Annotated in this window: 11 protein-coding genes and 1 riboswitch; of the genes, 6 read left to right on the forward strand and 5 right to left on the reverse strand. The window is 70.1% G+C overall.

Annotation, left to right across the window (positions count from 1 at the left end):
• Window positions 1-41 precede the first annotated feature (41 nt).
• The 5 genes from AWQ71_RS44560 to AWQ71_RS06905 all read right to left on the reverse strand — a co-directional run bounded on the left by AWQ71_RS44560 (window position 42) and on the right by AWQ71_RS06905 (window position 6,565).
• Window positions 42-1,040 carry an ABC transporter ATP-binding protein gene (locus AWQ71_RS44560; protein ID WP_067128387.1) on the reverse strand — a complete coding sequence of 333 codons (999 nt, stop codon included), beginning with the start codon at window positions 1,038-1,040 and terminating at the stop codon, window positions 42-44.
• The gene (locus tag AWQ71_RS44565; protein WP_067128389.1) at window positions 1,037-2,119 is read right to left on the reverse strand and encodes an ABC transporter ATP-binding protein; all 1,083 of its coding nucleotides are present in this window, start codon (window positions 2,117-2,119) and stop codon (window positions 1,037-1,039) included. Before AWQ71_RS44565 ends, AWQ71_RS44560 begins: the two co-directional genes overlap by 4 nt.
• Window positions 2,119-3,096 (reverse strand): ABC transporter permease, encoded by a 978-nt coding sequence (locus tag AWQ71_RS06895; RefSeq protein WP_067128392.1) that lies wholly within the window; start codon window positions 3,094-3,096, stop codon window positions 2,119-2,121. Before AWQ71_RS06895 ends, AWQ71_RS44565 begins: the two co-directional genes overlap by 1 nt.
• 19 nt (window positions 3,097-3,115) lie before the next feature.
• A complete protein-coding gene (locus AWQ71_RS06900; protein ID WP_067128395.1) occupies window positions 3,116-4,624 on the reverse strand; it encodes an ABC transporter permease in 1,509 nt (502 codons plus the stop codon).
• A 198-nt stretch (window positions 4,625-4,822) separates the two neighbouring features.
• Window positions 4,823-6,565: an ABC transporter family substrate-binding protein gene (locus tag AWQ71_RS06905; RefSeq protein ID WP_157570219.1), complete on the reverse strand. Its 1,743-nt coding sequence runs from the start codon at window positions 6,563-6,565 to the stop codon at window positions 4,823-4,825.
• Window positions 6,566-6,925: 360 nt separating this feature from the next.
• Between AWQ71_RS06905 and AWQ71_RS06910 the strand changes: the two genes are divergently transcribed.
• The 6 genes from AWQ71_RS06910 (at window position 6,926) to ribH (ending at window position 12,469) form a co-directional block, all read left to right on the forward strand.
• Window positions 6,926-7,870, forward strand: a complete 945-nt coding sequence (locus AWQ71_RS06910) for an oxygenase MpaB family protein (protein WP_084258644.1) — start codon at window positions 6,926-6,928, stop codon at window positions 7,868-7,870.
• Between the two features lie 110 nt (window positions 7,871-7,980).
• Window positions 7,981-8,138: riboswitch (FMN riboswitch) on the forward strand.
• A 143-nt stretch (window positions 8,139-8,281) separates the two neighbouring features.
• Window positions 8,282-9,475: a bifunctional diaminohydroxyphosphoribosylaminopyrimidine deaminase/5-amino-6-(5-phosphoribosylamino)uracil reductase RibD gene (gene ribD, locus AWQ71_RS06915; protein ID WP_245658144.1), complete on the forward strand. Its 1,194-nt coding sequence runs from the start codon at window positions 8,282-8,284 to the stop codon at window positions 9,473-9,475.
• Window position 9,476: 1 nt separating this feature from the next.
• The gene (locus tag AWQ71_RS06920; protein WP_067128398.1) at window positions 9,477-10,085 is read left to right on the forward strand and encodes a riboflavin synthase; all 609 of its coding nucleotides are present in this window, start codon (window positions 9,477-9,479) and stop codon (window positions 10,083-10,085) included.
• Window positions 10,082-10,714 carry a nicotinamide riboside transporter PnuC gene (pnuC, locus tag AWQ71_RS06925; protein ID WP_067128401.1) on the forward strand — a complete coding sequence of 211 codons (633 nt, stop codon included), beginning with the start codon at window positions 10,082-10,084 and terminating at the stop codon, window positions 10,712-10,714. Before AWQ71_RS06920 ends, pnuC begins: the two co-directional genes overlap by 4 nt.
• Window positions 10,711-11,934 carry a bifunctional 3,4-dihydroxy-2-butanone-4-phosphate synthase/GTP cyclohydrolase II gene (locus AWQ71_RS06930; protein ID WP_067128404.1) on the forward strand — a complete coding sequence of 408 codons (1,224 nt, stop codon included), beginning with the start codon at window positions 10,711-10,713 and terminating at the stop codon, window positions 11,932-11,934. The genes pnuC and AWQ71_RS06930 overlap by 4 nt, the downstream gene beginning before the upstream one ends.
• Window positions 11,935-11,986: 52 nt before the next feature.
• Window positions 11,987-12,469, forward strand: a complete 483-nt coding sequence (gene ribH / locus AWQ71_RS06935; protein ID WP_067128408.1) for a 6,7-dimethyl-8-ribityllumazine synthase — start codon at window positions 11,987-11,989, stop codon at window positions 12,467-12,469.
• Window positions 12,470-12,561 lie beyond the last annotated feature (92 nt).

The raw sequence follows: 12,561 nt of genomic DNA on the forward strand, positions 1-12,561 counted from the left end.
GGCGGCCGGGGGCCCGTGTCTGGGTCGTGTCCGGAAACTGCCTAGCCGACGGCCGTGTTGATCTCGGCGAAGTGGCAGGCCACGTGGTGGCCGTCGCCGCGGTCGGTCAGCGGGGGCTCCTCGCTGATGCAGATGCTCTGCGCCTTCCAGCAGCGGGTGCGGAACCGGCAGCCGCTCGGCGGGTCGATCGGGCTCGGCACGTCACCGGTGAGGATGATCCGCTCCCTGCGCCGCTCCACCGCCGGATCGGCCGTCGGGGCCGCCGAGAGGAGGGCCTGGGCGTACGGATGCATCGGCCGCTCGTAGAGATCGTCGCGGTCGGCCATTTCCACGATCTTGCCCAGGTACATCACCGCGACCCGGTCCGAGATATGCCGGACCACCGACAGGTCGTGCGCGATGAACACGTACGCGAGGCCGAGGCGGTCCTGCAGGTCCTCCAGCAGGTTCACCACGCCGGCCTGGACCGACACGTCCAGCGCGGAGACGGGCTCGTCGAGGATCAGGAGCTTCGGCTCCAGCGCCAGCGCCCGGGCGATGCCGACGCGCTGGCGCTGCCCGCCCGAGAACTCGTGCGGGTAGCGGTTGCCGTGCTCGGGGCTGAGCCCGACCATGCTGAGCAGCTCGGCGACCTTCTCCGGCCCCGTGGACTTCCACAGGCCGTGGACCTTGAGCGGCTCGGCGATGATGTCGTTGACCGGCATCGTCGGGTTGAGCGACGCGTAGGGGTCCTGGAAGACGATCTGGACGTCCCGCCGTACGGCCTGCATCTGCTTGGCCGTCATCGTGGTCAGCTCCTTGCCCTCGAACCGGACGGAGCCGGAGGTGGGCCGGTGGAGCTGCAGGATGGCGCGGCCTGTCGTGGACTTGCCGCAGCCGGACTCGCCGACGACTCCGAGCGTCTCGCCCTTGTCCACCTGCAGGGAGACGCCGCTGACGGCCTGGACGTGGCCGACGACCCGGCGGATGAGGCCGGTCCCCCTGACGGGGAAGCGCATCACCAGGTCCTCGACCTGCAACAGAGGCGTGTTCTCGGTCATGAGGTCTCGCTGTTCGTGCGGAAGAACGCGGTCGGGTCCGTGGCCTCGGCCAGCTTGGACCAGTGGTGGCAGGCGGCCAGCTGCGTGCCGCTTTCGGTCTCCGCCATGGGCGGCTCCGCCGTACGGCACTGGTCGTCGGCGAGCGGGCAGCGGGGGGAGAACGGGCAGCCCGGCGGCAGATTGATCAGCGAGGGCGGCGTGCCCTTGATCGGCTGCAGCCGCTCGCCGGAGACGGTGGCCGACGGGATCGACCCGAGCAGACCCACCGTGTACGGCATGCGGGGCCGGGCGAAGACCTGGTCGACCTCGCCGATCTCCACCGGCTTGCCGGCGTACATGACCAGGATGCGGTGGGCCATGCCGGCGATGACGCCGAGGTCGTGCGTGATGAGCACGATCGCGGCGTCCACCGCGTCCTTGACCTCCAGCAGCTTCTCCAGGATCTGCGCCTGGACGGTCACGTCGAGCGCCGTGGTCGGCTCGTCGGCGATGATCACGTCCGGGTTGTTGATGATCGCCATGGCGATCATCGCGCGCTGCCGCATGCCGCCGGAGAACTCGTGCGGATAGCTGCGCAGCCGGGCCTCGGCCTGGGGGATCCCCACCAGGTCGAGCATCTCCTTGGCGCGGGCCAGCGCGTCCTTGCGCGGGATCAGGTCGTGGGCCAGCACCGCCTCGGCGAGCTGGTCGCCGATGGTGTGCACCGGGTTGAGCGCGGTCATCGGGTCCTGGAAGACCATGGCGATCTTGCGGCCGCGCAGCCCGCGGCGCTTGCGCTCGCTCATGGTCAGGACGTCCTCGCCCCGGTAGCGGATGCTGCCGCTGATCCTGGCGCTCTTGGGCAGCAGGCCCATGACCGCCATCGACGAGACCGACTTGCCGGAGCCGGACTCGCCGACAATGCCGAGCACCTCGCGCTCGCGCACCGTGTAGGACACCCCACGTACGGCCTGCACGAGGCCGTCCTCGGTGGGGAAGCTGACCTGGAGGTTCTCGACCTTCAGGATCTCGGTCTCGCCGGGGCGCTTGGAATCCGACAGGCGCCGACCGATGTGGACACCCTGTTTGCTGGTCGTCATCAGTTGCGCACCCGGTTCTGTCGAGGATCGAAGGCGTCGCGCAGGCCGTCGCCGATGAAGTTGACCGACAGCGCGATCGCGATGATGAAGATGCCCGGCCACCAGAAGAGCCACGGCCGGGTCACCATGGCGCTGCGGTAGGTCTGGATGAGCTGTCCGAGCGAGGTGTCCGGGGGCCTGACGCCGAACCCGATGAACGACAGCGCCGTCTCCAGCAGGATGCCGGAGGAGACCGCGAGCGTGGCGCTCACGATGATCACGCCGAGCGTGTTGGGCATGATGTGCTTGAAGATGATCCGGCGTGAGGAGGTGCCGACGGCCTGCGCCGCCTCCACGAACTCCTTCTCACGCAGCGACAGGAACTGGCCGCGCACCAGCCGGGCGACGCTGGTCCAGGTGATGACGCCGAGCATCAGGGCCAGGAAGTACGGGCCCAGGTTGCCGGCGATCTGGCCGACGACGGCGCCGATGATCAGGACCGGGATGGTGATCATCACGTCGGTGAGCCGCATCAGCGCCGACTCGATCCAGCCGCGGAAATATCCGGCCAGCGCGCCGATGACGGTGCCCACGAAGGTGGAGACGAGGCCGATGGCCAGCGCGACGATGATCGAGATCTGCGCGCCGCGCATGGTGAGGGCGAAGTAGTCCTTGCCCAGGTTGTCCTGGCCGAACGGGTGCTCGCCGAGGTGGATGCCGGAGCCGCCGAGGAACTCGGGGATCACGCTGAGCGTGGGGCGTCCGCGGTCCAGGATGGTGCCGCTGCCGGTCCACGGCTTGTCCCACCAGCCCGGGAGCGGCCCGAAGCCGATCGAGGTGAAGGCCAGGACGAAGACGAAGAGGAAAAGGGCCAGGCCGAACAGCGCGCCCTTGTGCCGGAAGAACCTGCGGGTGACGAGCTGGCGCTGGGTGCGGGCGGTGACCGCCATGCCCTGCGGGGCGGCGGTGGGCTCGGCGTGCTCTGTGTTCAGTGTCATCGAAAGTGTCTCCGCTCCGTCACGACAGCCGGATGCGCGGGTCGAGGTAGGCATAGGCGATGTCCGCGACCATGTTCCAGATCACGATGGCGGCGCCCGCGACCAGGAAGCAGCCCATGACCGGGGTGGGGTCGACCTCTTTGAGTGACTTGGTGAACATCGCGCCCAGTCCGCGCCAGCCGAAGACATGCTCGGTGACGACCGCACCGCTGAACACCCCGGCGAAGTCGAGCGCGAGGATCGTGGTGATCGGGATCATCCCGTTGCGGAACGCGTGCTTGATGATCACCGTGCGCTCCGGCAGGCCCTTCGCGCGCGCGGTGCGGACGTAGTCCTGGTTCATCACCTCGAGCATGCTGGCCCTGCTGTACCGGGAGTGGCCGGCCAGGCCGATCAGGATGAGCGCCAGCGTGGGCAGCAGCAGGTGCATCGCCGAGTCCAGCGAGACGTGCCAGAAATCGCCCGAGTAGTTGGGGGTCTCCGACCCGATCGTGGCGACGGGGCGGTTGCGCACCGAGACGGTGTAGCTGTGCCACGCCTGCAGGATCCGGTCCACGAAGATCAGTCCGCCGGTGAGCAGCCCGCTGAAGACGGCCAGCGGGATGGCCTGGCGGCGCAGCAGCCCGCCCAGCGTGTGGCCGAGCACCCAGCTCACGACGATTGTGAGGAGGGCGAGCCCCAAGATGGAGAGCAGGTTCGCGTCGGAGAGCACCGGCTGGAGCGGCTGGTACAACAGGGCGCCCACTCCGGCGCTGGCCAGCGCCGCGTACATCGGCTGGAGGTTCTCCCAGCCGGCGACCAGCGTGCTCGCGCCCGCCGCGGCGGCCAGCGACACCACGAGGATGAAGGGGAAACCGAGGCCGGGGTCGGCGAACCAGTGGCTCGCGGACAGGGCGTACAGGACGACGGCGGTGACGGCGAAGCCGATGGCGAAGGTGGTGAGCTTCCCCTTCCACCGGCCCTTGTAGATCGAGGCCCAGACCAGCCCGGCGAACACGGCGACGAGCCCGATGACCCAGAGCGGGATCACGGGGTCGCGCAGCCAGTCGTTGAACTCGATCGCCATGTACTGCTTGAGCATCGTCGCCACCCAGAAAACCGGTAGCGAGAAGCAGACGAACGCTGCGAAAGTGATCCCGTGGTCGAAGCTGCTGTACTGACGCAGCGCGGAGACGACACCGATCATGATGCCGATGAAGGCGCCGAGCAGGGTCGCGATCACGACGAGCTGGAGCGTGGCGGTGGTCGCCAGGGCGAGCTGGGAGCTCACGGCGTGCCCGCTCTTGTCGACGCCGAGGTCGCCTCGGAAGAGGTCGGTCAGCCAGCCGAAATAGCGGACCGGGATCGGCACGTCGAGTCTCAGGGCTTTGATACGGGCCGCCATCTGCGCCTGCGCCTGCGGAGTCGACTGCTCACGCAGGTCGGCGAGCGGGTCCCCCGACAGGGCGACCAGGACGAACATGATGAAAGTCGCGGCGAGCAGAACGAGGCTTGATATGGCCAGCCGCCGCGCGATGAATGCGAGCATTCCCCCGACCTCCTGCGGTGACGGGCCGGCCATGGAGGGGTGTCGGGGCGCGACCCGGGTAGGTCGGGCGCCGCCGCGCCCGCCCGGGGTGAGGCAGAGCGGCGGCCCCGTGTAGATCAGATGTGAGAGTGCCGCCAGGCACCGCTCGGGGCCGGGCGCATACCCGGCCCCGAGGGCGTCAGACGGTCCGCGGGCCTACTACTGGATGGCCCACTCGTGCATGTTCCAGGTGACGGAGGCCTGGGAGGCGTTCGGCACGACGTTCTGGACGTTCTCGCTCCAGGCCGTCAGCGCCGGCTGCGAGTAGAGCGGGATGCTCATCAGGTCGTCCCAGAGGGTCTTCTCGACCTGCTTGACGAGGTCGACCGTCTTGGTGGGGTCGGTCTCGCTGAGGATCTCGTCGAGGACCTTGTCGAGCTCCTTGTTGGAGTAGCAGCCCTTGTTGTTGCCCTTGCCGGACGGGGTGCACTTCTCGACGGTGTGGTAGGTGGAGGTCCAGCCGCTGTTGAGGGCCGAGCCCGACCAGCCGAAGAGCGCCACGTCGAAGTTGGTGTTGGCGAGGTCGCCGCCGTCGGCGAAGAACTTCTCGCTGCCGGTGTCGACGATGTCGAAGCCGGCCTGGTCACACGAGGCCTTGATCAGCTCGACGACCTGGGTGCGGCGCGGGTTCGGCTGGTTGTAGCCGATCCGGACCTTCAGCTTGCCCTTGCCGGACTCGGAGAGCAGCTTCTTGGAGGCCTCGATGTCGACGGTGCTCCACTTGTCGCCGCCCGCGAAGGCGACCGTGTCGGCGTACTGCGGCTGGAACCCGACGACGTTGCGCACGTCCAGCGTCTGGGCCTCAGGGTTCTGCGGCTTGATCAGGTTGTCGACGATCTGCTGACGTGGCACGCAGAGCGCGAACGCCTTGCGCAGGTTCGGGTCCTTGAACGGGCCCTTGTTGAAGTTGAAGGTCAGGTGGTCGAACAGGAACTGGTCACCCGTCTTGACCGTGACGCCGTTCAGGCCCCCGAGCTGGGCGACGACGTCCGGGTTCGACTGCGGCTCGATGATGTTGGTCTCACCGTTCTGCAGCGCCTGGACCTGCTCGTCCTGCGGGATGAAGCGGATGACGACCTTGGCCGCCTTGGCCGGCTCGCCCCAGTACTTCTCATTCCGGGCCAGGGTGATGGACTGGCCGGGGGAGTAGGAGTCGATCACGAACGGACCGCTCGCGGGCATGAGCTTCTTGTCCGGCATCTTGCCGTTGAACAGCCAGCCCTTGTTGTAGAACTCGGCGGCCTTCTTCAGCTTGCCCTTGTCGCCGTTCTTGACGGCGTCGACGAACTCCTCGACGGTGAGCCCGCCCTGCTCGGCGACGATGTGCGCCGGCATGGTCAGGACATCGAGGGCTTCCCAGTCGACGAAGGGCTGCTTGTACTTGAGCGTGATCTCCTTGTCGCCGACCTTGCAGTCGGGCAGCTCGACCCGGCCCCACTGCTCGGTGCTGATGTAGGAGAAGTCCGTGAACTTGCCCGAGCCGGTCGCCCACGTGAGCATCACGTCGGCGCAGCCGATGTCGGCACCGTCGGACCAGACGGCCTTCGGGTTGAAGGTGTACTTGACCGTCAGCGGGTCGTCGGAGACCTTCTCGTAGGTGGCGACCTCGGGGTTGCGCTTCACGCCACCCTCGGTGCTGTAGCCCCACACGTCCTGCAGGACCCGGTTGTTGACCACGATGTGGTTCTGCGAGGAGTACTCCTCGGAGGTGTAACCGTTGTAGGAGTTCAGCTCCTGCTCGAAGGCGTGGGTGACGGTGGTGTCGGCGGCGGCGGGGGCGCTGCTCGCAGACCCGGACTCGTTGGCGGCGGGCTTGTCCTCACCGCTGGCGCAGGCGGTCAGCAGGATCGCCGCTCCGGTGGCGACTGCGAGGAACCTTCCGGTCCTCCGTGCGTATGACACGAATTTTCTCCTCAAAGGCATGAGCTGTCACAACTCTCCCGGATAACTAGCACCTTTTCGTTTCTTGACGGAAGAGGGAGGTAACAGAACGTTGCGGATCTGATGCCTGACTTACACCGCTCTGTTGGGTTTGTCATGATCTATCACGACTCGATCGTCGCAGCTCACGGGATCGTGACGTGATCATGACAGAACCAAGACATTTTGACTTATGGTGTTAGATTTTCGGATTTAGTGTGGTGTTGTGGTCAACACGGGGTACCTACCGGAGGCCGATCGCGGCGGCCGCCCGGGGGCGCGGCCCCGTCTTCGGCGTCCTCGGTGTTCTCGGCGTTCTCGGCACGGCGGCAGGAGGCCGGCATGGGCGGCAGCGGCGGCACGGGCGTCCGGGCGGGCGGCGAGAGCAAGGCCGGCACGGGCAAGGCCGGCACGGGCAAAGTCGGCACGGGCAAGGGCAGGCGGAGCTCGGCCGGGCGGCACGCCGATCACGGCATCTTCGGTCCCGGGTCGGTGACCTGGCGGGTGATGGGCGAGCCGATCCTCATGGTCGGCGGCTTCCGGGCGCTGCTCATGCAGGGCCTGCACCCGCGCGCCATGCGCGGCGTCCTGCAGAACTCCGCGCTCCTCGACCCCGCCGAGGCCTGGGCCCGGTTCCAGCGCACGACCGACTTCGTCCGCGTGCGGACCTTCGGGACCACGGCCGAGGTGGCCGCCGCCGGAGCCCGGGTGCGCCGCATCCACGCCGCGTTGACGGCGTTCGACCCGGACCGGGACGAGCGGTTCCGGCTCGACGACCCCGACGCGCTGCGCTGGGTCCACGTCGGCGAGGTCGACTCCTATCTGTCGGTCGCCCGCCGCGCGGGAGTCTCGCTGAGCGACGCCGACGCCGACCGGTTCGTGGCCGAGTGGCGGCGCGCCGCCGAGGTCGTCGGACTGCGGCCGGACGACGTGCCCGGAACGTTCGCCGAGCTGCGCGACTACATGGAGGAGCGGCGGCCGGACCTCTACTTCGTCCCCGAGGCGTCACATCCGCTGCTGCTGGCGCTCAACGCGCCGCTGCCGCTGCGCCTGGCCCCGCTCAGGGCCCTGGTTCCGATGATCATTACGCTCGCGTTCGCGTCGCTGCCCCGATGGGCGCGCCGCCTGTACGGCCTGCCCGCCACGCCGATCGGTGACCTGTGGGCGAGCGCCACGCTCAGGACGCTGCACCGGGGCCTCGGCCTGGTGCCCGCACAGATGCGCTACTCGCCCGCCGCGCTCAGGGCCAGGGAGGCCGTCGCCGCGTACGACGCGCTCCGCGCCTGACTCGAACCCCCTTGGGGGGCGGGTTGGGCGCGGTTTGCCGGGCCATGGCAGACTGATAAGCGGGAGCGAACCCGGAACTCGGGTCCGCGACCGTACATAAGACAAAGAGCAAGCGTGCTCCGGGGTCGGTGAAATTCCGAACCGGCGGTGACATCCGTCCCCTCTCGGGGACGCGGTGAAGTCCGCGACCCGGCCGAAGCCATCGGCCGGTGGACCTGGTGTGATTCCAGGACCGACGGTCATAGTCCGGATGGGAGGAAGCGCGCGAACGGGTGACAGCCGTTTTTCGGCGGTCCGGCACAGCCGGGCTGGTCGGCGGCGTACGCCACCCGTGCGACGTGGCCCACGTGGCCGCGTCCTTTCCACACCCCGGGGCCCGCCTGGCGACACAGGCGAGGAGGACTGACCGGGGTGAGCGAGCAAATCCCCGCGCGTGCCGATGCGGCGCTTCCCACGGCCCCCGACGGCGCGGCCCCCGGGGACGTGCCGCACATGCGGCGGGCCGTCGAGCTCGCGGCCCGCGGCCTCGGCACCACCAGCCCCAACCCCGTGGTCGGCTGCGTCGTGCTCGACGCCGCCTCCGCCGTCGTGGGCGAGGGCTTCCACGCCTACGCCGGAGGGCCCCACGCCGAGGTCGTCGCGCTGCGCGAGGCGGGCGAGCGGGCCCGGGGCGGCACCGCCTACGTGACCCTGGAGCCGTGCAACCACACCGGCCGGACCGGCCCCTGCGTGCAGGCGCTACTCGACGCGGGCGTCGCCCGGGTCGTGGTCGCCGTCGCGGACCCCAACCCCGTGGCCGCCGGAGGCGTCGAAAGGCTCAGGGAGCGCGGTGTCCGGGTCGACGTCGGCGTGCTGGCCGAGGAGGCCGAGCGGGGCAACACCGCCTGGCTCACCTCCGTCCGGGCCCGCCGGCCGTACGTGACCTGGAAGTTCGCGGCCACGCTCGACGGCAGGTCGGCGGCGCGGGACGGCACCAGCAAGTGGATCACCTCCGCCGAGGCCCGCGCCGACGTCCACCGGCTGCGCGGCGAGTGCGACGCGATCGTGGCGGGGATCGGCACGGTCCTCGCCGACGACCCCCTGCTCACCGTCCGGACGTCCGAGGGAGCCGGCCCCGAGCGGGCGCCGCTGCGCGTCGTCGTCGACTCGGCCGCGCGCACGCCGCGGGCGGCCCGCGTCCTGTCGGGGCCGGCGCCCACCCTGGTCGCGGTGGCCGCCGACACCGCCGTTCCGGAGCACCTCGCCGACGTCGTACGGCTGCCGCGCACGCCGTACGGGCTGGACCTGCGCGTGCTCCTGGAGGAGCTGCGCCGGCGGCAGATCGTGAGCGTGCTGGTGGAGGGCGGGCCGCGGCTGGCCGGGTCCTTCGTCAGGGAGGGCCTGGTGGACCGGGTCGTCGGCTATCTCGCCCCGGCGCTGCTGGGGGCGGGGGCGGCGGCGCTCGGCCCGGCCGGTGTCGCCACGATCGCCGACATCCACCGCTTCGAAATCGAAGATGTCACCCCCATCGGGCCGGACCTGCGGGTCGTGCTCCGCCCCGGAGCCTCCCCGGGCTCCGGGGACGCCGCCGCGTCCCACCGGTCGGCACCATCGAAGGAGAACTGAGATGTTCACCGGAATCGTCGAGGAACTGGGCGAGGTCGTCGCGATCGAGCCGCTCGCCGACTCGGCCCGCCTGTCGGTGCGCGGCGAGATCGTCACCGCCGACGCCGTCCACGGCGCGTCGATCGCGGTCAACGGGGTCTGCCTGACCGTCGTCGGCGTCGCGGACGGCGTGTTCACCGCCGACGTGATGAAGGAGACCCTGGACCGCTCCTGCCTCGGCGTGCTGGTGCCGGGCTCACGGGTCAATCTGGAGCGGGCCGTACGCGTCGACCAGCGGCTCGGCGGCCACATCGTGCAGGGGCACGTGGACGGCACCGGCGTGGTGCTCTCCCGCGAGCCCGCCCAGCACTGGGACGTCGTGCGGATCTCCCTGCCGGCCGAACTGGACCGCTACGTCGTCGAGAAGGGCTCGATCGCGGTGGACGGCGTCAGCCTGACCGTGGCCGGCGTGGACACGGGCGGCTTCGCCGTCAGCCTGATCCCGACCACGCTGGAGATGACCACCCTCGGCCGCAAGCAGCCGGGCGACCCGGTCAACCTGGAAGTCGACATCCTCGCCAAGCACGTCGAGAAGCTTCTCGGCGCGCACGGCCTCGGGGTCCGGCCGTGAACTGGGCGGAGGCGGGGTTCGAGGTCCTCGGCCGGCACGTCGCCTGGGCCGACCTGGTGGGCAACGTGTGCGCGCTGGCCACGCTGTGGTTCGCGATGAAGCGGACGATCTGGACCTGGCCGGTCCAGTTCGCCGGCTCGGTGCTGCTGTTCGCCGCGTCGATCAGCGCGCATATCACCGGAAACGCGCTCAAGCAGGTGCTGTTCGGCGCGCTCGCGATCTACGGCTGGGTCCGCTGGTCGCGCGGCAGCCGCGGTGGCGCGCCGCTGGCCGTCCGCTCGGCCACCGGGCGCGAGCGCGTCGCGCTGGTCGCCGTACTGGCCGCCGGCACCGTCGCGGTCGCTCTGCTCTTCGGGTTCCTCAACTCCCGCGGCCTGAACGTGTCGTGGGCGCCGTGGCCCGACGCGTACATCTTCGTCGGCAGCGCGGTGGCGACCTGGGCGCAGGGGCGGGCGCTGGTCGACTTCTGGCTGCTGTGGGTCGCCGTCGACCTGGTCGGCGTCCCGCTGGCGTTCCGTTCGGGGCTGGTCGTCTCCGGCGCGGTCTACGCCGTCTTCTTCGTCCTGGTCCTGATCGGGTTCCGCGACTGGCGGCGCGAATCCCGCGCACTGGAGGCAGCAACCATATGAGCATCCGTCTGGACCCGATCGAACGGGCCGTCGCCGACATCCGCGAGGGCCGGCCGGTCGTCGTGGTCGACAACGAGCACCGCGAGAACGAGGGCGACATCATCTTCGCGGCGGCCAAGGCCACGCCCGAGCTCGTCGCATTCATGATCCGGCACACCAGTGGCGTGATCTGCGTGGCCATGGAGGGGGGCGAGCTGGACCGGCTCGGCCTGCCGCTGATGGTCCACGAGAACAAGGAGCGCATGCGCACCGCGTACACGATCAGCGTGGACGCCAGGGACGGGGTGAGCACCGGGATCTCGGCCGCCGACCGGGCGCTGACGATCCGTACGCTCTGCGACTCGGCCACCGAGCCGTACGAGCTGGTCCGGCCGGGGCACATCTTCCCGCTGCGGTACCGGGAGGGCGGCGTGCTGGTCCGTCCCGGCCACACCGAGGCGGCGGTGGACCTGGCCCGGCTGGCCGGGCTCGCCCCATCCGGCGCGCTCGCCGAGGTCGTCAACGACGACGGCACCATGAAGCGGCTGCCCGCCCTGCGCGAGTTCGCCGACGAGCACGACCTCGCGCTCGTGACGATCGAGCAGCTCATCGACCACCGCAAGCGCACCGAGCGCATGGTGACCAGGGTCGCCGAGACCCGCATCCCCAACCGGTACGGCGTCTGGCGGGCCTACGGCTACTCCAGCGCCCTGGACGGCGGCGAACACCTGGCGCTCGTCTACGGCGATCTGGCCGACGGCGAGAACGTGCTGGTGCGCGCCCATTCCGAGTGCCTCACCGGCGATGTCCTCGGCTCGCTGCGCTGCGACTGCGGCGTGCAGCTCGACCACGCCATGCGGGCCATCGCCGAGGAGGGCCGAGGCGTCGTGGTCTATCTGCGCGGCCACGAGGGCCGGGGCATCGGCCTGCTCGCCAAGCTTCAGGCGTACGGGCTGCAGGACAACGGCAGCGACACCGTGGACGCCAACGTGGAGCTCGGGCTGCCGGTGGACGCGCGGGAGTTCTCCAACGCCGCCCAGATGCTCGCCGACCTCGGTGTGAAGTCCGTGCGGCTGCTGACCAACAACCCCGCGAAGGTGCGCGGCATGGACGGCTACGGCATCAAGGTGCTCGGCCGCGAGCCCATGCCGATGGCGGTCAACCCGTACAACGAGAAGTACCTCACGGCCAAGCGCGACCGGCTCGGCCACGACATTCCCAAGGAGGAGGAGACGGCATGAGCGAGCGGATCGACGGGCGCGGCCCGTCCGGACACGGGACCCGGGAGACGGCATGAGCGGCGTCGGACGTCCCCAGGCGGCCCCGGTCGAGGCGGCCGGGCTGACCGTCGGCATCGTGGCGGCCCGCTGGCACGCCGAGATCACCGACCGGCTGGTGGAGCGGGCGGTGCGGGCGGCGCGCGACTGCGGCGCCGAGCCGACCGTGCTGCGGGTGGCCGGGTCGCTGGAGATCCCGGTCGTGGCGCAGGCCCTCGCGCGCCGGTGCGACGCGGTGGTGGCGCTCGGCGCGGTGATCCGCGGCGATACGGCCCACTTCGACTACGTCTGCGACTCGGTGACGGCCGGGCTGACCAGGGTGGCGCTGGACGAGTCCACCCCGGTCGGGAATGGGGTGCTCACCTGTGAGACCCTCGATCAGGCGCTCGACCGTTCCGGTGTGCCGGGCGGCCATGAGGACAAGGGGTACGAGGCGACGGTCGCCGCGCTGGAGACCGCGCTCCTGCTCCGCGACCCGGCGCTCGTGCCCGCGCGGTAGCGTGCACGCGACCCGTACGTCCAACGCATCTCGGTGATCATGCAGACGCTCACAGGTATCCCTCCGGCCGGCCGCCACGTCGTCGACGAGCG

The sequence above is a fragment of the Microtetraspora malaysiensis genome, from assembly GCF_001528665.1.
GTDB classification, from domain to species: domain Bacteria; phylum Actinomycetota; class Actinomycetes; order Streptosporangiales; family Streptosporangiaceae; genus Microtetraspora_A; species Microtetraspora_A malaysiensis.